At 68.7% G+C, this 20,158-nt stretch carries 21 protein-coding genes and 1 tRNA gene; 8 read left to right on the top strand and 14 right to left on the bottom strand.

Features of this window, described 5'->3' with window-relative positions:
• The first annotated feature begins 30 nt into the window (after positions 1–30).
• Entirely contained in the window at positions 31–486 is a 456-nt protein-coding gene (locus tag AB0M67_RS13375; protein ID WP_365745456.1) for a DoxX family protein, read from the top strand.
• A gap of 173 nt (positions 487–659) precedes the next feature.
• Positions 660–1,304, top strand: coding sequence for a VTT domain-containing protein (locus AB0M67_RS13370; protein ID WP_365745455.1), 645 nt, complete (start codon positions 660–662; stop codon positions 1,302–1,304).
• Here AB0M67_RS13370 and AB0M67_RS13365 read toward each other — a convergent pair.
• The 5 genes from AB0M67_RS13365 to AB0M67_RS13345 form a co-directional block, all read right to left on the bottom strand.
• Positions 1,301–1,558 (bottom strand): DUF2277 domain-containing protein, encoded by a 258-nt coding sequence (locus AB0M67_RS13365; RefSeq protein WP_365745454.1) that lies wholly within the window; start codon positions 1,556–1,558, stop codon positions 1,301–1,303. The genes AB0M67_RS13370 and AB0M67_RS13365 overlap by 4 nt on opposite strands.
• A gap of 98 nt (positions 1,559–1,656) precedes the next feature.
• The gene (locus AB0M67_RS13360) at positions 1,657–1,929 is read right to left on the bottom strand and encodes a DUF4873 domain-containing protein (RefSeq protein ID WP_365745453.1); all 273 of its coding nucleotides are present in this window, start codon (positions 1,927–1,929) and stop codon (positions 1,657–1,659) included.
• Positions 1,930–1,997: 68 nt separating this feature from the next.
• Positions 1,998–2,390, bottom strand: a complete 393-nt coding sequence (locus tag AB0M67_RS13355; protein ID WP_365745452.1) for a VOC family protein — start codon at positions 2,388–2,390, stop codon at positions 1,998–2,000.
• Between the two features lie 34 nt (positions 2,391–2,424).
• Entirely contained in the window at positions 2,425–2,934 is a 510-nt protein-coding gene (locus AB0M67_RS13350) for an N-acetyltransferase family protein (RefSeq protein ID WP_365745451.1), read from the bottom strand.
• 87 nt (positions 2,935–3,021) lie between these two features.
• Positions 3,022–3,096: transfer RNA gene (locus AB0M67_RS13345), tRNA-Val, on the bottom strand.
• 247 nt (positions 3,097–3,343) lie between these two features.
• On the opposite strand from AB0M67_RS13345, the gene AB0M67_RS13340 reads away from it, so the two are divergent.
• The 4 genes from AB0M67_RS13340 (at position 3,344) to AB0M67_RS13325 (ending at position 6,481) form a co-directional block, all read left to right on the top strand.
• Positions 3,344–4,117, top strand: a complete 774-nt coding sequence (locus tag AB0M67_RS13340; RefSeq protein WP_365745450.1) for a DUF4097 family beta strand repeat-containing protein — start codon at positions 3,344–3,346, stop codon at positions 4,115–4,117.
• A 72-nt stretch (positions 4,118–4,189) separates the two neighbouring features.
• On the top strand, positions 4,190–5,566 hold the full coding sequence (locus AB0M67_RS13335; RefSeq protein WP_365745449.1) for a hypothetical protein: 1,377 nt from the start codon (positions 4,190–4,192) through the stop codon (positions 5,564–5,566).
• A gap of 66 nt (positions 5,567–5,632) precedes the next feature.
• Positions 5,633–6,193: a DUF4383 domain-containing protein gene (locus AB0M67_RS13330; protein WP_365745448.1), complete on the top strand. Its 561-nt coding sequence runs from the start codon at positions 5,633–5,635 to the stop codon at positions 6,191–6,193.
• A 69-nt stretch (positions 6,194–6,262) separates the two neighbouring features.
• Entirely contained in the window at positions 6,263–6,481 is a 219-nt protein-coding gene (locus tag AB0M67_RS13325; protein ID WP_365745447.1) for a zinc ribbon domain-containing protein, read from the top strand.
• Here the strand turns inward: AB0M67_RS13325 and AB0M67_RS13320 are convergent, their stop codons facing one another.
• The 3 genes from AB0M67_RS13320 to AB0M67_RS13310 all read right to left on the bottom strand — a co-directional run bounded on the left by AB0M67_RS13320 (position 6,482) and on the right by AB0M67_RS13310 (position 11,036).
• The gene (locus AB0M67_RS13320; protein WP_365745446.1) at positions 6,482–7,333 is read right to left on the bottom strand and encodes an HAD family hydrolase; all 852 of its coding nucleotides are present in this window, start codon (positions 7,331–7,333) and stop codon (positions 6,482–6,484) included.
• Positions 7,330–9,807, bottom strand: a complete 2,478-nt coding sequence (locus AB0M67_RS13315; protein ID WP_365745547.1) for a phosphoribosyltransferase — start codon at positions 9,805–9,807, stop codon at positions 7,330–7,332. The genes AB0M67_RS13320 and AB0M67_RS13315 overlap by 4 nt, the downstream gene beginning before the upstream one ends.
• A gap of 65 nt (positions 9,808–9,872) precedes the next feature.
• Entirely contained in the window at positions 9,873–11,036 is a 1,164-nt protein-coding gene (locus tag AB0M67_RS13310) for an HpcH/HpaI aldolase/citrate lyase family protein (protein ID WP_365745445.1), read from the bottom strand.
• Between the two features lie 188 nt (positions 11,037–11,224).
• Here AB0M67_RS13310 and AB0M67_RS13305 point away from each other — a divergent pair, with 188 nt between their 5' ends.
• Complete coding sequence (locus tag AB0M67_RS13305; protein ID WP_365745444.1) at positions 11,225–12,046, top strand: TerD family protein; 822 nt, start codon at positions 11,225–11,227, stop codon at positions 12,044–12,046.
• A 44-nt stretch (positions 12,047–12,090) separates the two neighbouring features.
• Here the strand turns inward: AB0M67_RS13305 and AB0M67_RS13300 are convergent, their stop codons facing one another.
• The 6 genes from AB0M67_RS13300 to AB0M67_RS13275 form a co-directional block, all read right to left on the bottom strand.
• Complete coding sequence (locus AB0M67_RS13300) at positions 12,091–12,831, bottom strand: Tellurium resistance (RefSeq protein WP_365745443.1); 741 nt, start codon at positions 12,829–12,831, stop codon at positions 12,091–12,093.
• Positions 12,832–12,991: 160 nt separating this feature from the next.
• Positions 12,992–14,131: a DUF475 domain-containing protein gene (locus AB0M67_RS13295; RefSeq protein WP_365745442.1), complete on the bottom strand. Its 1,140-nt coding sequence runs from the start codon at positions 14,129–14,131 to the stop codon at positions 12,992–12,994.
• 51 nt (positions 14,132–14,182) lie between these two features.
• The gene (locus tag AB0M67_RS13290) at positions 14,183–14,758 is read right to left on the bottom strand and encodes a TerD family protein (RefSeq protein ID WP_129768711.1); all 576 of its coding nucleotides are present in this window, start codon (positions 14,756–14,758) and stop codon (positions 14,183–14,185) included.
• A 281-nt stretch (positions 14,759–15,039) separates the two neighbouring features.
• Positions 15,040–15,615, bottom strand: a complete 576-nt coding sequence (locus AB0M67_RS13285) for a TerD family protein (protein WP_030352590.1) — start codon at positions 15,613–15,615, stop codon at positions 15,040–15,042.
• A gap of 221 nt (positions 15,616–15,836) precedes the next feature.
• Positions 15,837–16,316, bottom strand: a complete 480-nt coding sequence (locus tag AB0M67_RS13280; protein WP_030352589.1) for a peroxiredoxin — start codon at positions 16,314–16,316, stop codon at positions 15,837–15,839.
• A gap of 140 nt (positions 16,317–16,456) precedes the next feature.
• On the bottom strand, positions 16,457–16,894 hold the full coding sequence (locus AB0M67_RS13275) for a DUF3052 domain-containing protein (protein ID WP_351387290.1): 438 nt from the start codon (positions 16,892–16,894) through the stop codon (positions 16,457–16,459).
• A gap of 528 nt (positions 16,895–17,422) precedes the next feature.
• Here AB0M67_RS13275 and aceE point away from each other — a divergent pair.
• Entirely contained in the window at positions 17,423–20,155 is a 2,733-nt protein-coding gene (aceE, locus tag AB0M67_RS13270) for a pyruvate dehydrogenase (acetyl-transferring), homodimeric type (protein WP_365745441.1), read from the top strand.
• Positions 20,156–20,158: the final 3 nt, after the last annotated feature.

The following is a 20,158-nucleotide window of genomic DNA, read 5'->3' as shown; positions in this document are numbered from 1 at the left end:
AGACCAATGATCGAAGGAGTACAACCCCCCATGTACACACGCCTCAATCGCGCCCAGCCCTACGCACTCGGCCTCTTTCGGGTGGTCGTCGGGCTCCTCTTCGCCTGTCACGGCGCCGCTTCGCTGTTCGGGTACTTCGCCAAGGACACCGTCTCCACCGGCGTCTGGCCGGGCTGGTACGCCGCCGTCATCCAGCTCGTGGCCGGGGCCCTCGTACTGCTCGGCCTCGGCACCCGGGTGGCCGCGCTGGTGGCCTCCGGCTCCATGGCGTACGCGTACTTCAACGTGCACCAGGGCGATGGCCTCTTCCCCATAGAGAACAACGGCGAACCCGCGGCCATGTTCTGCTGGGCGTTCCTGCTGATCGTCTTCACCGGACCAGGGGCTTTCGCCCTGGACCAGCTGTTCGGGGCGCGCGGCTCGCGCGGCTCCGGCGGCGATTCCGGGGAGGAGAGGCGGAGTCAGCGCACGGCCGTGGCCGCCTGATCCCCGCCGGAGAACCCCGGTGCCCGGACCCTCCGCGGTCCGGGCACCGATATGTCGGGCCCCGGCCGATCTTCCGTTCCCGCACACGCGTACGCTGGCTGGCCGCAGCCGCCACCGCCGCTCCCCCGCGACATCGAGGCGCTGTCAACGGGACCGGGCGGGAAGTGATGTAGGTGCTGGAGAGTCTGGAGTCCCTGACGGGCAGCCCATGGATCTACGCCGTCGTGGCCCTCTCCATACTGTTCGACGTATTCCTTCCGGTGCTGCCCAGCGGCGTTCTGGTGATCACGGCCGCCACCGCGGCGGCGGCCGGTACGACCACGGTCGCGGGCGCGACCGACAGGGTGGTGCGGGTGCCGGAGGAGGTGCCCTCGCTGCTTCTTCTGATGCTCTGCGCGTTCAGCGCGTCCGTACTCGGCGATCTGGTCGCCTTCCGGCTCGCCCGGCGCGGCGGTGACCGGCTCGGCCGGGCCATAGCCCGCTCACGCCGGCTGACCACCGCGCAGGAACGTCTCGGCGTGGCGCTCGGCCGGGGTGGCGGGATCCTGGTCGTCATCGCCCGGTTCGCACCGGCAGGACGCTCGGTGGTCTCCCTGGGCGCGGGCGCGGCCCACCGCAAGGTGACGGAGTTCCTGCCCTGGTCGGCGCTGGCGGCCGTCGCGTGGACGGGCTACAGCGCGGGCCTCGGCTACTTCGGCGGCCAGTGGCTCGGTACGACCTGGACCGGCGCGGGCGTGTCCGTCCTGGCACTGTTCGCGGCGGGCGCGCTCGCCGCGTACGTCCTACGCCGCCCGCGCCCGGCACCGGCGGCCGGTTAGGCCGTGTCGGCCAGGCGGGCGGCCTGAGACGCGGTACGGGCCGCTCCGCCCCGGACCTCGATGTCCCGGAGGAGCTTCGCGGTCGACTCCGCGATCTCTGCGACGGCCTGCTCGAAGACCTCCCGATTGTGCGCGGCGGGCGCACGGAAGCCGGAGACCTTGCGTACGTACTGGAGGGCGGCGGCGCGGATGTCCTCCTCGGTGGCCTCTTCGGGGAGTACGGGCGGGCGGAGAGTCTTGATGCTGCGGCACATGTTTCCAGTGTGACCGATGCGGTACGCGCCCGTCAGGCCCCCGAACCAAGCGGGCCTGACCTGCGACATTCGCTCCGTCGCGGCAGTGGATCCGCCTCCTAGAACGGAATCGTGCCGCTCCCCGACACCCGTAGCCGTCCATTCCCGATGGCCGTGTGCGTGGCCACGACGGCGCCTTCCTGGCCGTCGGGGAACCGGATGCGTACGTCTCCGTCGGCCAGCGCCGCACGCAGGGCCTCCCCCGCGTCCCCGGTCTGGACGCTGCCGCCCCACTGGCGCACCTCGCCCGACAGGCTCGCGCTCAGGGTGGCCTCGACCGCGATCTCGGAGTCACCGGCGACAAGAGTCGCGGGCCCCTGGTAGTTACTCATGACCCCAGTGTGCGCTCATGGACGCCGGTCTCTCACCACGTCGGCGCGCGGCAGCGTCCGGGAGTCCGTCAGTCGGGGTATTTGCTGAGCTCGACGAGATTGCCGTCGGGGTCGCGCACATACACGCTGGCGAACGGCCCCAGCGCACCGGTGCGCTCCACCGGACCCTCCTCGACCGGCACCCCCCGGGCCGCCAGCTCGGCGATCACCCGTTCGAGTGGGTCCGCGACGACGAAACACAGATCCGCGCTGCCGGGGGTCGGCCGCTCGGCCTTGGGCTCGAACTCATGGCCCGCTCGATGCAGATTGATCTTGCTCTGCCCGAAGGCCAGCCCGCGCCGCCCGCCGCCGAACGTCACCGGCTCCATCCCGAGGACCCGGGTGTAGAACTCGACGGTCGCGTCGATATCGGCGACGGTGAGAACGAGATGGTCGAGACGCTCGACGCGCATACCTGCCATGCGCCCACCGTAGCCACGAACCCGGCGGCCCCGCTCAGCTGACGACAGGGCTCCTGCGCTCGATGAGCTGTACGTCCCGCCAGACCCCATGAAGACGGCCGACGCGCTCGCGGGTGCCAATGATCCGGAACCCGGCGCGCTGATGCAGCACCAGACTCCCGGCGTTCTCGGGGAAGATACCGGCCTGGATGGTCCAGATCCCGGCCGCCTCGGTCGAGGCGATCAGCGCGTCGAGCAGCGAGCGCGCGATCCCCTGGCCACGCGCCTCGGGACGGACATAGATGGAATGCTCGACCACCCCGGCGTAGGCGGACCGCCCGGACACCATGGCAACGGCGACCCAGCCCAGCACCCGTTCGCCGTCCGGCGCCAGCGCGACAAAGCGGTGCTCCGCCAGCTTCCCCGCGTCGAACGCCGCCCAGGAAGGGGCGGCCGTTTCGAACGTCGCGTTGCCCTCGTCGATGCCCGCCTGGTAGATCGCCAGCACCTGCGCGGCATGCGCGGCGGTCAGCGGCCGTACGAGAACCCCGGCTCTCGTCGTCACGCGAGGGACCGCTTCGGCGACTGGCACATGGCGATCGGGCCCTTCGTCCGCGTTCGTCCGGACCGATCGTGGCCGGTGATGTGTTACTGGTGGGCGCGGACGGTTTCGAACCGCCGACATCTGCTTTGTAAGAGCAGCGCTCTACCCCTGAGCTACGCACCCGTGGATGAGGCAACAGCGTACATGGCCCACCGGGCACGGCCGCAAACCGTATGCAGGGCGCGGTACCGCAGCGCCCGGTGTACGGGGGGTATCCCCACCGCGGAGACGGAGGGCCGCCGGATCGGCTTCGGCGGTTTTCGTTCGTACGGTGGTGGGACAGCAGGACACAGCACTGCCAGGACCCGCCGAGAGATTTCGGCCCGAACGCTCCGGCAGCACGACAGCACTTCTCTGGGGGACGATCACCGTGGCCACACGCCAGCACCGCTCTCGTACGCTTCTCGCCGCCGGCGGAGCCGTGCTCATCGCACTCGCCGTCAGCGGGTGCGGCAGCGCGGACGCCTCCAACGCCCCCGCCGTGACCAAATCGTTCCCCTTCACAGGGGAGACGCTGACGGTCGACACCACGAACGCGGCGGTCGAACTCGTCCCCGCCGATGTGAAGGACGTCGAGGTGACCCGGCAGGTCGACGGCTGGGTATTCATGGGAAGCGGACCCGACGCCAGCTGGAAGATGACGGACAACACGCTCACGCTCAAGGTGAAGTGCCGGGCGGTCGCGAGCAACTGCGAGTCGCTGCACAAGGTGAAGGTGCCGCGCGGGGTGGCGGTGACGCTCACGGGCGACAACGGGCGGATCACCGCCACCGGGTTCAGCACCGCGCTGAAACTGACATCGGACAACGGCGCGTTGACGGTACGGGACTCCAGCGGACCGATTGATCTGGAGAGCGACAACGGAAGGATCACGGCGGAGGACGTCTCCGCCAGGACCGTGGCCGCGAAGTCGAGCAACGGAGCCATCCGTCTCGGGCTCACCGCCGTGCCGAACCGCGTGGACACCACCACGGACAACGGCCGGATCGACATCGATCTGCCCAGCTCGGACACCTCCTACGCGGTGACCACAGCGACCGACAACGGCTCGGTCGATGTCGGCGTACCGACCGACAAGAGCAGCGCCCATGTTCTGAAGGCCCGCACCAGCAACGGGAAGATCACCATCCAAAGCGCGAACTAACCGACCCGTGTGTTCGTCTCTACCTGGTGGGACAATGAACCAGGCAGGGTGAACTCGGCACGGGAGAGGGATGTGACGGCGACACACGCGCAGCCGCACGCAAGAGCGAAAGCGAAAGCGAGTGCCGTCCGTGATGTCCTCACGCTGATGCTGTTGCCGGTGCCCCTGGTGGTGGCGGCGCTGCCGCTCACCTTCGCCGGCGGCGGTACGCGGCGGTGGTTCGGCGGGCGGGGCGAGAGCCAGCGCGCGGACGCGCAGGCGGCGAAGGACGCCGCGGCGGCTGCCTTCTACGAACTGGACACGGCCCAGCGCGATCTGCGGATCTCGATAGAGACGATCACGGCGGTGGACAGCTCGCCGGGAGCCCGCAGGGCCGTGGAGGGTTTCGCGGCGCTGGGGCAGCGGATCGACGAGGTGAGCCACACCTATATCGAGGCCGTCGACGCGCACGATCTCGACCGCGACGATCTGGAACCGTCCGCCGCGTCCAAGGCACGCAACGAGCTGACGAAGGCCAAGGACGAGCTGATCCGGGTCAAGGGCGACCTCGACCGGTTCGAGCAGGGGCTCGGGCCACTGCTCGACAAGGCCGAGACACAGTTGGCGCGGCTCGCCCCCGCCGTGGAGCGGGCGCGCCAGACGCTGCTCGCCGCGAGCAACGCCCTCGACGCGGTACGCGCCTCCGGGCTGCGGGCGGACGATCTCGCCGCCCGGCTCGCCGCGCTCGCACCCGATCTGACGAAGCTCAACCAGGGCGCGGGACAGCACGGTGTGACGGAGACGCTTCAGCGCGCCGACCGGGTCCTGCGGGATGCCGAGACCGTACGGGCCGAGGCGGCACGGCTGCCCGAACGGGCCCAGGAGATCGATCGCCGGCTGGTGTCTCTCCGTACCCGCGCACAGGCCCTGACGACCCGGGCAGGGACCGTGGAGCCGGTGCTCAGCGAGCTGCGCCGACGCTTCACCGCGGCGTGCTGGCAGGACCTTCAGCAGGTCCCCGATCACGCGGCGACCAGCGTTCACCAGGCCGAGGAGAAGCTCAAGGAAGCCGGCAAGGCACGCGAGGAGCAGCGATGGGCCGACGCGACCTCGCTGCTCAGCACCGCGCGAGCGCTGCTGAACGGTACGGACGAGGCGGTCTCCGCCGCCGGTGACCGGCTGCGGCGGCTGAACGCCGTGTCGAAGGACCCGCAGCAGGAGATCGATCGCACCCGGTTCGCGATCCGGGATGCCCAGCGGCTGGCCATGACCGGACGGAATACCCCCGAGCCCCGTCACGCGCGTCCACTGGACCAGTCCGTGGCCAGGCTGGACCGGGCGGTGGCCGCGCTGGAGGGCCGCCATCCCGACTACTGGCACTTCCTGACCGAGACCGAGGCGGTACGGCACACCGTGGCCCAGGTGGTCTCGGAGATCCGCGAGGAGCGGGGCGCCGGGCACGGCGGCTGAGTTGTCCGCCGGTCGCGGTGGGCGGATGCTGGAGTGAAGCACCGCCACCGCCAAAGGAGGCCGCCCATGGCCACGCGAGTGCTCCATCCGCCGGCCCGGCGGCATGTCATGCTCGACGAACGGCTCCCCGTCGATCACCGGCTCAACCAGGTCTATCGGGTCGGGGCCGGGCTGATGGGGCTCATCCTGATCGTCTTCGGCATCCTCGGGCTGATCGACAAGATAGGTTTCTTCGATACCGGCGGCGCCACGGTCGCGGGCCTGAACACCAATGGCACGCTGAGCGTGCTGTCCATCTGTGTCGGGCTGATCCTCCTGATCGGCATGGTGATCGGCGGAAATACCGCGTCGACGCTGAATATGGTCCTCGGTGTCCTCTTCATCATCAGCGGATTCGTCAATCTCGCTCTGCTGGAGACCAGTTACAACTTCCTCGCCTTCCATCTCCAGAATGTGCTCTTCAGCTTTGTGGTCGGTCTGCTGCTCATGTTCTTCGGCATGTACGGGAGAGTCAGCGGGGGGTTGCCGCACGACAATCCGTACTGGCGGGCCCGCCATCCGGAACAGGCGGAGCGCGAACAGCGCCTCAGGGCCAGGGGCCGTCCGGGCCAGGTGGGCGTGGGCTGAAGCCTGTCGTTCGGATCTTGTCGGCCTGATCCAAACGACAGCCCCCGGAACACCACCTAATCTGAGCACATGCCTCGTTACGAGTACCGCTGCCGCCCCTGTGGTGACACCTTCGAGCTCAGTCGGCCGATGTCGGAGTCGGCGGCCCCCGCCGCGTGCCCCGAGGGGCACGACGACACCGTGAAACTGCTCTCCACCGTCGCGGTCGGCGGAACCGCGAAGGGCGGCGCCCCTGCCCCGGCGGCCGGTGGCGGCGGGGGCTGCTGCGGTGGAGGCTGCTGCGGCTGATCAGGCCGGGTCCGGGGCAGCGGCGAGGGTGAGGCGCCGGAGGATCTCCTCTCCCGCCGCGACACCCGTCTGCGGGAGTACGTCGACATGCGGGGCGTTCCAGCCGCTGTCCGCGAGTTCACCATGGCCGGGACGCCAGGCGCGGTCCGCGGCCAGCAGCAGGTCGGCGTCGAGCAGCGAGTCCCCCGCGGCGAGGGTGAGTTCGGCGCCGGTTCTGCGGGCCACCTCGCGCATCGCGGCGCTCTTGGTGAGCGGTCGCGGTACGGCATAGATCTTGCGGCCCTGGAGGGAGACGGTCCAGCCCCGGCCGTCCGCCCAGGCGGCGAGTTCCTTGACCCAGCCCTCGGGCAGCAGTCCGCGGTCGACCACGAGATAGGCGAAGAGGTCTTCGGCGATCCGCTCCTTGAGAAGCCAGGCAGGGTCGGCGGCGGCGAGCAGATATGCGCGGACCTCGGCGAGGGGAGCGCACTCATCGGCCAGCCGGTCGGCCACCTGCGCCCGCCAGACCGGGTCGGAGACCCCGTCCACCAGGAGATGGCCGCCGTTGGCGCAGATCGCGAACCGCGGTGCGGGGCCCGGCAGATGGATGCGGCCGTACTGCTCGCGGGTGCGGGTCGTGGTCGGTACGAAGACGGTGGCGCGGGCGAGATCGCCGAGCAGTCCGGCGGCGGTCTCGGTCAGATACGACAGTGGTCTGCTCTCGTACACCTCGACGCAGAGCAGCCGGGGGGCTTCGGCGTCCGGCATCGGGAGCTGGAGCGCGGCGGCCGAATAGATCAGGGTTCGGTCCAGATCGCTGGCGACCAGGACCGGCGCCTTCGAGGGGGTGTCCGGGGTGTGGGAGAGGTTCACGGGGCGACGACCGCCTTGCCGTCCGCACCGGTGGCGCCGCGGGTGTATCGCGGGTGGATCAGTCCGACGCAGGTGTAGGGAAGGCCGTCGACCTCCTCGACGGGCACACCGCGTTGCTCGGCCAGCAGTCGGACATGATCGAGATCGGCGCCCGCGTCACGCTGGGCGAGGATCTTCCAGGGCACGCGGCGCAGCAGGACGCGGGTGGTCTCGCCGACTCCGGGCTTGACCAGGTTCACATCGTGGATGCCGTACTCCTCACTGATTCGCTCGACGGCGGCCCAGCCCTCCCAGGTGGGCGCGCGGTCCGCCGAGAGCAGTGTCTTGACTTCGGCGTCCACGGCGTGGGTGACCTCGTCGAAGCGTGCGGCGACAGTGTCCAGGAAGTGGCCGGAGACATCGGCGTCGGCGAGCTCGCGATAGTGCTTCGCGCCATGGAAATCGTTGGGGCCGACCAGGTCGGATCGGAGGACGGTACGGGAGATCAGGCCGGAGACAGTCGAGTTGAGACAGGCGGAGGGAATGAGGAAGTCCTCTCGGGTGCCATAGGTGCGCACACAGCCACCCGGATCGGCGAGGACCGCGATCTCGGGGTTGAAACCACCGAACGCGTCGAGGGCCTGGGCGAGTTCACGAGTGATCGCGCCCTTGCCGGTCCAGCCGTCGACGAAGACGACATCGGCGGGGTCATGGTGGGCGGCGAGCCAGCGCAGGGCGTTGGCGTCGATCCCCCGGCCGCGCACGATCGAGACCGCGTAGTGCGGCAGGTCCAGGCCGTGCCGGTGCTGGGCCCAGCGGCGCATCAGTACGCCGACCGGTGTGCCGGCGCGGGCCAGCGAGACCAGGACGGGGCGGGGGGACCGCTCGGCGAGCACCGTTTCGGTGACGGTGCCGACCGCCCGTGCGATCCGGGCCGCCGAGGTCTCCAGGGCGGCTTTGAAGAGCTCCTGGTACTGGGCGCTCGGCTGGTATTCGACGGGAAGGGATTCGGCGTAGTGCGCGCCACCGCTCTGTATCGCCTCCTCGCGCTCCTCCGTCGGGGCCTCCAGCTCCACGTCGGACAGGTCCTGGAGGAGCCAGCCCACGTCGTCGGGCGCGTAGGAGGAGAAGGCGGGGCCACGGAGAGGCTCGGGCAGCATGGAGGGTTCCTGCCGTTCGGGGTCGTGCGAGGCGCGCGGGGGGCGCGCGGAGGAAGGGAGATACGAGGGGATCACAGCGAGGACCACCCGGGGTATGTGCGCGGCGAGCTGGGCCAGCAGACCGCCGGGCGCGTGCAGCTCGGGAGAGTCAGCCAGGGAGTCGACGACCGCCACGACGGCGTCGAAGCCGGCGTCCGCGACGTTGTAGACATAGCGGTCTCCGGCGCCGTCCCCGTCGGGAAAGGCACCGGTGTCATGGGCCGGGAAGACGAGGCGGCTGCGGATCGCGTATCCGGGGTCGTTCACGGCCAGCACCGGTGACCGCGTGGTGGTGGAGTACCTCACCTCGGCGTCGTAGGAGCTTTCCAGCGCCTCGCCGAGCCGCAGGGGGGCGTACATCAGCTCCTCGAAGCCGAGAACGAGGACCCGCCGGGCGTCGCCCAGCGTGGCGGCCGCCTCGCCCGCCATGGCGGGCAGTGCGGCCTCCAGGGCGGCCCGGTGGGCGGGGGTGAAGCCATGGCGGCCCCCGTCGGGGACTCCGGCCGGCCACTCCAGGGCCAGGCGCGTCACACCGGTCGCGTGGGCCACCGGTGATCCGGAGGCGGGGGTGCGGTCCACGGGGCGCGGCGCGGGGGCCTCGGCCTCGTGCTCCGCCACCAGCGCCCGGCCCTTCTCCAGGACACCGTCCGGGAGCCGGACCGTGCCGGAGGCCAGGGTGACCAGGTCGACGCGGGCCCCTATCTCCCGGGCGAACTCCGCGAGCCGGCCCTGATCGGCCGCCGAGCGCATATCGACCAGGGCGACGATGACGTACCAGGCACGGGGGTAGCGCTCATGGAGCATACGGATGGTGTTGAGGATGGTGTTGCCGGTGGAGAACTCATCGTCGACGAGGACCAGCGGGCCGCCGGAGGCGAGCAGCTCCGGGTCCTCGGGGAGCAGCAGATGGGAGGTGGCGTGCGAGTGCGACTCCTCGAAGCCGCCCGCCCTGGCGACACCCGGGACCGGGCGCCGGGTGGAGTGGAGATACGAGGCGTGGCGCACCCCGTCGGCGACCGAGTGGCCGAGGCCGGTCGCGGTCTCCGCATAGCCGACCACCACGGCGCGGCCCACGTCCGCGCCGAGCAGTTCGCGTACCCGCTCGCCCAGCCGTACACCCGTGCCGTATACGACCCGGGGGTGCTGCGGGACGTGTTTGCCCAGCACATTCGAGACAAGGAGGTGGGCCCGCTTGGGGTTGCGGCGCAGCGCCAGGCCCAGCAGATCCCGCAGACCCTCGCCGCCGGCGAGTTCGACGCCGAGCCGCTCGGCGACCCATGTGCCCGACCACACCATAGTGACGATCTCTTCCTTCGACGACGGTCCGGCCTGCCCGGTCCGAGTGGTCTGTTCCCGGGTGCTCACGATGCGAGACCGGCAGTGAGCAGCTCCACGAAGCCGATGTCCTCCCGGGCGACGCCGAAGACCTCGGCCCGCAGAAGGGTGCGCTCGGCCCAGGCGCGGTGAGGCTTCACCTCATTCATCTTGTTCGTATACGCGGAACGCAGCACCCCGCCCCCGTCGCGCTCCGGCCGCAGGATGTCCTGGGCGTCACTGAACTCCTCATGGCTGACCACGGACAGTGCGTGGACCGGCGGGACATGGGAGGGGTGGATACAGGTCTTGCCGAGCAGCCCATTGGCCCGGTCCAGCTCGATCTCGCGCAGCAGCCCGTCGAGGTCGTGCTCGATCAGGGCGGTACGCAGTTCCTCGGCCCGGCCCTCAAGGAACGGGCTGCGCCGCAGCTGGGGCTTGAACATGCGCTCCTGGAGCCGGAAGTACTCCCAGACCGGGCCGGTGATCGTGAAGCCCGAGCCATCGGCACGTCCGAGTACGTTCACCACGTCCGCGATGACCCCGGCCACGATGCGTACGTCGTACGCCGTCATATCGGGCGACCGGCGCAGGCCGTACGCCGAGCAGAAGTCGGTCACGCCCAGTCGCAGCGCGAGTACGCGGTCGCGGTACTTGTCGACGGCGGTCGCGATCCCGGTGAGTGTCCGGGTCCTGGTCTCCAGGTGCAGCAGTTCGGGCGATTCGAGCACCGGCATCGCGTAGAGCGTCCGTCCGCAGCCGCTCTCCGCTTCCGCGAGCGCTTCCAGGAAGGCCGTCCCGCGCTCCTCGGTGAACTTGGGGAGTACGAATCCGGACAGCAGCCGGATCGACTCGCCCAGGCGCCTGACCAGGTCGGGTATCTGCTCTGGCTCACGGACGCGGATGAAGAGCAGCGGTGTGGCGACGTGCCGCTCGGCGAGGTCGGCGAACTGCCGGACCAGATTGGTCTCGGCGTCCTCGACCTCGGCGTCATGGATGGAATCCTCCAGGCAGAGCACCATGGAGACAACGCCGCGCCCGGCCTGCTTCAGCACGTCGTCGGCGAGCCGGGGCCGGGTGGCCGGGCTGTAGAGCGTGGCCCCGAGGGCGGCCGAGAGCAGCCGGGCGGGCGAGTCAGCGGTGAACTCGCACGGCTCCTGATGGAACAGAGCCTGTCGAGCAGCGGTCGGGATATGCCCGAAATGACGCATGTGAATCCCCCGTACTGCCAGAATGGCCCGTCGGTCAGGTGGCCGGTAATAGTACGTATGGGCGGGTGTCAAGAGTTCCCCCGATACATGAAATCCTGGTTACTCGTCCGCTTCTCGTCCATGGCCCGGACGGAGCGGATCTGGGCCCGCGTTGTCCCCGCGGGCGGCGGGAAGGCAGGATGGCAGCTATGACGCACGCGATGCTCAAGGGCTCGAACGTCCCCCTCGATGCCATGGCCGTACGAGCCGTGCTGCGCTGGTCCCCGGGCACCGGGGTCCCGGATGTGGACGCCTCCGCCCTGCTGCTCGGGCACGACGGCCGAGTCCGCTCCGACGAGGACTTCGTCTTCTACAACCAGCCGCGCCACCCCTCGGGGCTGGTGCGGCGGCTGCCCAAGAAACAGGTCGGGGACGAGCTGACCGACACCGTCGAGGCCAATCTCACGGCGCTCGACCCCTCGGTCGACCAGGTGGTGCTCGCGGCCTCCTCTGACGGTGCGAGCTTCCAGCATGTGACAGATCTGCGGATCCTGCTCTACGACGCGGCAGCGGCCGATGGCGAGCCGCTGGCCGCCTTCGATGTCCGGCCGGAGACCGGCGAGGAGACCGCGATCATCTGCGGCGAGCTGTACCGGCGCGGGGGCGGCTGGAAATTCCGCGCGGTGGGTCAGGGATATCCGACCGGTCTGGACGGTCTGGCCACCGCCTTCGGCATTCTGGTGGACGAGTCGGAAGAGGCCGTCGACGACCGGACGCCCGATGCCTCGGAAGGCGCCACCGTGGCCGCGGAGAGGCCGCTGCCGCCTCCCCCGCCCCTGCCTCCCACCCAGCCCGCGTACGGATACCCAGGGCCTCCTCTGCCGTCGGCCCAGCCGCAGTACGGCTATCCCCAGCCGGTGTCGTCCCCGCGGCCCGCGTACGGCTATCCGCAGCCGGCCGCGGCCGCCGCGCCCGCCCCCGATCCGAACTTCCGGCTGCCCCCCATGGGGCCGCAGTTCATCCGCCCGTAGAAGCCGGTACGGCCCCACGGGCGGGTACGGGTTCCGGGGCCGTCTCAGGTCTTCGTCTTGTAGCCACGCCCCCACTGGAGCCCCCAGCCGTACAGCCGGTCCAGCTCCGCCTGGAAGCCGTAGACGAACTTCACCTCTCGGCGCACGACCAGGTCGCCCTTGACGTTCTCCACCGAGAACACCGCGCAGGAGCGGGCCTGCGGCGCGTGCTCGTCGAGTTCGATCTCGATGCGCGGGCCATTGCTGGGGTACAGCGTCACATGCGCGCGCGTACGGTCGAAGGCGGGCGTCTGGTCGTAGATATAGACGAAGAACAGCAGTCGCTTGATCGACTCCCGGTGGTCGAGATTGACGTAGACGGTCTCGCCCGAGGCCGCGCCGAACCGGTCGTCGCCGCTGAGTTTGACGTACGGAGGCTCGTTCAGATCCCCCAGGAAGTTGCCCAGCGGCTGGACCACACCCTTGCTGCCGTCGGTCAGCTCGTACATACAGCCGAGGTCGAGGTCCACATTGACCATGCCCTGCGTATGGGCCTGCACCACCTCGGGCTTGAAGAGCTTGAGAGGGTTCGACAGCAGCCGCCCGCTCTGCCTGGAGCGTCCCTCGATATCGGAAGTGCGCATCTGCCAGGAGAGGTTCACCCGCAGATTGCCGGTGGCCGCGCCCTGTTTGGTGAGCGAGACCGTGGGCCTCCGCTTCGTCAGCTCGATGGAGTTGGACGCGGCGTTGCCCGAATCGAATTGCGTTGCCCTTTGTCCCTGCCACAGGTTGTCCCAGAAGGCCATGCCCACCCCACCCCTGTCGTCAACTCGCCAACCGCACATGGAAGAACGGGGCGGCCGGCAGGCTTGCGCCTCTCGGCCGCCCCGTTCAGAGCGTTCCCTGAATACCCTCCGCGTCACCCTCCGGAGGACCGGCTCACCAAAGGCTCACCGAAGCACCGGCTCAGACCTGGACCGCTGCCTTGTCGTCGTCGGGGTCCTTGTCGCCGCCTTCGGCCTCCAGCGCCCTGTTGCGGCGTACCGAGGACCAGAAGGAGGCGGCGATGAGAATCACGCCGATCAGACCGGTGATGATCTCGCTGATCGAGTGCTCGATGGTGATCAGCAGGATCGCGGCGAGCGCGCCGATCGCGTAGTGCGCGCCGTGCTCCAGATAGACGTAGTCGTCCAGCGTGCCCTCGCGGACCAGGTAGACCGTGAGCGAACGCACGTACATCGCGCCGATACCGAGCCCCAGCGCCATCCAGAAGATCTGGTTCGTGATGGCGAAGGCGCCGATGACACCGTCGAAGGAGAAGGACGCGTCCAGGACCTCCAGGTAGAGGAAGAGGAAGAACGCGGCCTTGCCGGCGAGACCGATCGCGGAGACCTGCTTGCCCTCGGCCTTGGCCTTCTCCTCCGCTTCGTGCTCCTGCTCCTCCTGCTCCTCAAGCCGGTTCTCGAAGTAGCCCGAGAGACCACCGACGACGAGGTACGTGACCAGACCGGCGACCCCGGCGAGCAGTACGGTGGCCGACTTGTCCTGGTAGCCGGTGCTGGTGTGCGCGTTGGTGGCGAAGGTCAGCGCGGTGACCAGCAGCACGATCAGCGCGACGCAGACCGACAGCATGTCGACCTTGCCGAGCTTGGCCAGCGGACGCTCCAGCCAGCCCAGCCACTTGATGTCCCGCTCCTCGAAGATGAAGTCGAGGAAGATCATCAGCAGGAACATACCGCCGAAGGCGGCGATGCCCGGGTGGGCGTCGGTGACCAGGGCCTCGTACCGCTCGGGGTTGTCCAGTGCGATCTGGACGGCCTCGATGGGCCCGACCTTGGCGCTGATGGCGACGATCACGACGGGGAAGACCAGTCGCATACCGAACACCGCGATGAGGATGCCGATGGTGAGGAAGATCTTCTGCCAGAAGGCGTTCATCTTCTTCAGGACCCCGGCGTTGACAACCGCGTTGTCGAACGACAGCGAGATCTCAAGGATGGACAGGATCAGTACGATCCCGAACGCCTCCCACCCCCACTGCCAGGCCGCGAAGGCTAGGCCGAGCGCCGTGATGGCGAACGACCAGCCGAAGGTTTTCAGGATCACTGGCTACCCCATCTGGTGATTAACGGGTTTTCCCCCGCGCAGCGCACTGCTTTACGAAACGTTGACCCCGAAGTCTAGAGCGATGCCTCGCAGCCCCGACGCGTACCCCTGCCCCACCGCCCTGAACTTCCACTCGGCGCCATAGCGGTAGAGCTCGCCGAAGATCATCGCGGTTTCGGTGGAGGCGTCCTCGCTGAGGTCGTAGCGGGCGAGCTCCTGACCGTCGGCCTGGTTGGCCACCCGGATGAAGGCGTTGCTGACCTGCCCGAACGTCTGACCGCGATTGTCGGCGTCGTGGATCGAGACAGGAAAGACGATCTTGTCGCAGTGGGCAGGCACCTTGGAGAGGTCGACCAGCAGGGATTCGTCGTCGCCGTCGCCCTCACCCGTCAGATTGTCACCGGTGTGTTCGACGGATCCGTCCGGACTGGTCAGATTGTTGTAGAAGATGAACCATTCATCGCCGAGCACTCGGCCCGACTGGCAGAGAAGCGCGCTGGCGTCGAGGTCGAAGTCGGCCCCGGTGGTGGAGCGCGCGTCCCAGCCGAGCCCTACCAACACCTGGGTGAGGTTGGGTGCGGCCTTGGAGAGGGAGACATTGCCTCCCTTGGCGAGTGTGACGCCCATGATGGTGAGTCCTCCCCGAGATGATGTGCTGACGTCCTGCGGGCAGGACGCGCCTGACGTTCTGCCCGTTCAAACCCTGTTCATGCGGCTCGTTCCCGTACCGATGCGCACCGGCCCCGTACCGGTCCGCGCACCGATCCGTACGCGTATCCGATCCCTGTGCGTGTCCGATCCATATCCGGTACGTACGGGTGCGAGACGCGTACGGCGCCGCACTGGGGCGTGCGGCGCCGTGCTCGAAGATACCCAGGCTCCGTCCGGTGGGGACAGGGCCCGGCAGTTCAGACGTTGACGCCGAAGTCCTGCGCGATACCGCGCAGACCCGAGGCGTACCCCTGACCGATGGCGCGGAACTTCCACTCCGCGCCATTGCGGTACAGCTCGCCGAAGACCATGGCGGTCTCCGTCGAGGCGTCCTCGCTCAGGTCGTACCGGGCGAGTTCATTGTTGTCGGCCTGGTTGACCACGCGGATGAACGCGTTGCGCACCTGACCGAAGGACTGCTGGCGGCTCTCCGCCTCGTAGATCGAGACGGGGAATACGATCTTCTCCACATCGGCGGGGACCGCGGCCAGATTGACCTTGATCGCCTCGTCGTCGCCCTCGCCCTCACCGGTGAGGTTGTCCCCGGTGTGCTCGACGGACCCGTCGGGGCTCTTGAGGTTGTTGAAGAAGATGAAGTTCCCGTCGACGGCGACCTTGCCCTCGGCGTTCGTCAGCAGGGCGCTGGCGTCGAGGTCGAAGTCACTGCCGGTGGTCGTACGGACGTCCCAGCCCAGACCCACGGTGACCGCGGTCAGGTTGGGCGCGGCCTTGGTCAGCGAGACGTTTCCGCCCTTGCTGAGGCTGACTCCCACGAGTCCTCCCTTTGGTTTCTCGGGGCCGGCGGCCCGGCTCGGCGGCTGCTGCCGCGGGTCGCGCGTCCCCTGAGGCGTTGGCATCGGATCAACGACTGGATCCTAGTGACCGGTTCCCCGTTGCTGTGCGATTTCGGGGGACCGGTCCGGATTTCAAGGACCGACCGGAGCCCGGCCGGTCGGGGCCGGCGCGATCGACCGGTCGGAGCCGGCGCGACCCGTCAGAGCGCGGCGAGCGCCTTGACGTACTCGTCGAGGTCCCTGGCGTCCGGCAGGCCATTGACGACCGTCCAGCGCACGATGCCGTCCTTGTCGATGATGAAGGTCCCGCGCACCGCGCACCCCTTCTCCTCGTCGAAGACGCCGTACGCGCGCGAGACCGCGCCGTGCGGCCAGAAGTCCGACAGCAGCGGGTACTCCAGGCCCTCCTGCTCGCCGAAGACGCGCAGGGTGTGGATGGAGTCGTTCGAGACGGCGAGCAGCTGGGTGTCCTCGTTGACGAACGAGGGAAGCTCGTCGCGCAGGGCGCACAGTTCACCGGTGCAGACACCGGTGAAGGCGAAGGGGTAGAAGAGCAGCACCACGTTCTTCCCGCCGTCCGCACCGTCCTCGGACCGGCGGAAGTCGGACAGTCGCACGGTCCGCCCGTGGTTGTCCTTCAGTTCGAAGTCCGGGGCGGGGGCGCCGACCTCGATCGCCATGGATGCACGTCCTTTCAAGGGCTGTGGCTCTGACTGTCTCCCGACCACCCTACGCACAGGGCCCCCGCCGATCGGAGTCGGCGGGGGCCCTCAAGGCCGCTTGCTGTCGGCTGCTGCGTCTCGCGCGCTCGGCGCTCGGGTCAGCGCTTGGCCCTCGCCGCCTTGGGGGTGACGAGACGGCCGCCGGTCCAGTCCTTGCCGGCGCTCACGCTCTTGGTCTGGGACAGGCCCGAGGTCTGGGCCGCCTCGCTGATGTCGCTCGGTTCGACGTAGCCGTCACGGCCGGTCTTGGGCGTCAGCAGCCAGACCACTCCGCCGTCTTCGATCAAACCGATGGCGTCCACCAGCGCGTCCGTAAGGTCGCCGTCCTCGTCACGGAACCACAGGACGACGGCGTCGGCCACGTCGTCGTAGTCCTCGTCGACAAGGTCCTGGCCGATGACGGCCTCGATGGACTCGCGGAGCTCCTGGTCGACGTCGTCGTCGTAGCCGAGCTCCTGGACCACCTGTCCGGGTTCGAACCCAAGCCGTGCGGCGAGGTTGGTTCGTTCCTCCGCGTGGTCCGCGGTCGCGCTCACGGATTGCCTCCTGATCATGTTTCGGATAAATGCTTCGGCCGCGCGTACGCGGGGCATTGGCCATTGTCCACACGGGCGGGGCGGATCGCGCAAGTACCCGGCCGCCGAGACCGCCGAAACGGTGACGTTCCGGGCTCCTTCGTCGCATCTCCTGTCACTTCGACCTCGCACCCTGTGACACAGGCCGTACGTTTTCTCATCCTCTGCCATGTTATGCCGCTTCGGTACGTCAATCAGGTCCGAACGACCGAACGAAACGCATGGACGGAGTGGGCGTAAGGTTGCGATTTGACCGGTGCGGGAGCCGGACTCGAACGCGGTATTTTCCGCGGAGTATGGGTTACCCCTCGGTAGAGATGACGTTTCAGCCGCCGCGGTACACGATGGAGGCGGCGTACGTGCCCGTGCCCCGGGGGGCTCCGGTGAGACACCCCGGATCCCGGGCCCGCGTAGCAGCAGTAACCCGACGGCGTGCACCGCAACGATCGCGTGCAGGGCACGATACGACCCAAACAGCGAAGGAAAAGCGTGGCTTCCGGATCCGATCGCAACCCGATCATCATTGGCGGCCTTCCCAGCCAGGTCCCGGACTTCGACCCCGAAGAGACACAGGAGTGGCTCGACTCGCTCGACGCCGCTGTCGACGAGCGAGGCCGTGAGCGCGCCCGTTATCTGATGCTCCGACTGATCGAGCGCGCACGCGAGAAGCGTGTGGCTGTGCCGGAGATGCGCAGCTCGGACTATGTCAACACCATCGCCACCAAGGACGAGCCGTTCTTCCCCGGCAACGAGGAGATCGAGCGCAAGATCCTCAACGCGACCCGCTGGAACGCGGCGGTGATGGTGTCGCGCGCGCAACGTCCGGGGATCGGTGTCGGCGGCCATATCGCCACCTTCGCCTCCTCCGCCTCCCTCTACGACGTGGGCTTCAACCACTTCTTCCGGGGCAAGGACGGTGGCGACGGCGGCGACCAGATCTTCTTCCAGGGCCATGCCTCCCCCGGTATCTACGCCCGCGCCTTCCTGCTGGACCGGCTCGACGAGACGCAGCTCGACGCGTTCCGCCAGGAGAAGTCGAAGGCCCCTTACGGACTGTCCAGCTATCCGCACCCACGGCTGATGCCGGACTTCTGGGAGTTCCCGACCGTCTCGATGGGCCTCGGCCCGCTCGGCGCGATCTACCAGGCCCGGATGAACCGCTATATGGAGGCGCGCGGCATCGCCGACACCTCCGCCTCGCATGTCTGGGCGTACCTCGGCGACGGGGAGATGGACGAGCCCGAGTCGTTGGGCCAGCTGTCCATCGCCGCCCGTGAGGGCCTGGACAATCTGACCTTCGTCGTGAACTGCAATCTCCAGCGTCTCGACGGCCCGGTGCGCGGCAATGGCAAGATCATCCAGGAGCTGGAGTCACAGTTCCGCGGGGCCGGCTGGAATGTCATCAAGCTGGTCTGGGACCGCTCCTGGGACCCGCTGCTCGCCCAGGACAGGGACGGCGTGCTGGTCAACCGGCTGAACACCACGCCGGACGGGCAATTCCAGACGTACGCCACCGAGACCGGCGCGTATATCCGTGAACACTTCTTCGGCGACGACCAGCGGCTGCGCGCCATGGTCGAGAACATGACCGACGACCAGATCCTGCATCTGGGGCGCGGCGGTCACGACCACAGGAAGGTCTACGCGGCGTACGCGGCGGCCAAGGCCCACAAGGGCCAGCCGACCGTGATCCTGGCCCAGACCGTCAAGGGCTGGACGCTGGGGCCGAACTTCGAGGGCCGCAACGCGACCCACCAGATGAAGAAGCTGACGGTCTCGGATCTGAAGGGCTTCCGCGACCGGCTGCATCTGCCGATCACGGACAGGGAGCTGGAGGACGGCGCGCCGCCGTACTACCACCCCGGCCGGCACTCGGAAGAGATCCAGTACATGCACGACCGCCGTAAGTCGCTGGGCGGGTACGTACCGACCCGGGTCGTACGGGCGAAGCCGCTGAATCTGCCCGGGGACAAGACCTACGCGTCGGTGAAGAAGGGCTCGGGCACGCAGTCGATCGCCACCACGATGGCGTTCGTCCGGCTGCTCAAGGACCTGATGCGGGACAAGGAGATCGGCAGGCGCTTCGTGCTGATCGCCCCGGACGAGTACCGCACGTTCGGTATGGACTCGTTCTTCCCGAGCGCCAAGATCTACAACCCGCTGGGCCAGCAGTACGAGTCGGTGGACCGTGAGCTGCTGCTCGCGTACAAGGAGTCACCGACCGGCCAGATGCTGCACGACGGCATCTCCGAGGCTGGCTGTACGGCCTCGCTCATCGCGGCCGGCTCGGCGTACGCCACCCATGGCGAGCCGCTGATCCCGGTCTATGTCTTCTACTCGATGTTCGGTTTCCAGCGCACCGGCGATCAGTTCTGGCAGATGGCCGACCAGCTCGCGCGTGGGTTCGTACTGGGTGCGACCGCCGGACGTACGACTCTGACCGGTGAGGGGCTTCAGCACGCGGACGGCCATTCGCATCTGCTGGCCTCGACCAACCCGGGCTGCGTCGCGTACGACCCGGCCTACGGCTTCGAGATCGCGCATATCGTCCAGGACGGTCTGCGCCGGATGTACGGCCCCGACAGCGAGGACATCTTCTACTACCTCACCGTCTACAACGAGCCGATCCAGCACCCCGCCGAGCCCGCCGATGTGGACGTGGAGGGCATCCTCAAGGGGATCCACCGCTACCGGCGCGGCGAGCACGGCTCGATCCCGGCGCAGATCATGGCGTCCGGCGTGGCCGTGCCCTGGGCGCTGGAGGCACAGCGGATCCTCGCCGAGGAGTGGAACGTACGGGCCGATGTCTGGTCGGCGACGTCCTGGAACGAGCTGCGCCGTGAGGCCGTCGAGGTGGAGCGGCACAATCTGCTGCACCCGGAGGAGGACCAGCGCGTTCCGTATGTGACCCGGAAGCTGTCAGGCGCCGAGGGACCGTTCGTGGCGGTCTCCGACTGGATGCGCTCGGTACCGGACCAGATCTCGCGCTGGGTGCCCGGCACCTACCAGTCGCTGGGCGCGGACGGCTTCGGCTTCGCCGACACGCGCGGCGCGGCCCGTCGCTTCTTCCACATCGACGCGCAGTCGATCGTGCTCAGCGTGCTCACCGAGCTGGCCAAGGAGGGCAAGGTCGACCGTTCGGTGCTGAAGCAGGCGGTGGACCGCTACCAGCTGCTGGACGCTTCGGCGGCCGACCCGGGCGCGGCCGGCGGCGACGCCTGACGG

The organism is Streptomyces sp. NPDC051662 (genome assembly GCF_040681655.1).
Lineage (GTDB): Bacteria > Actinomycetota > Actinomycetes > Streptomycetales > Streptomycetaceae > Streptomyces.
The sequence above is the reverse complement of the archived record's forward strand: the minus strand, read 5'-3'. Positions and strand labels throughout refer to the sequence as shown.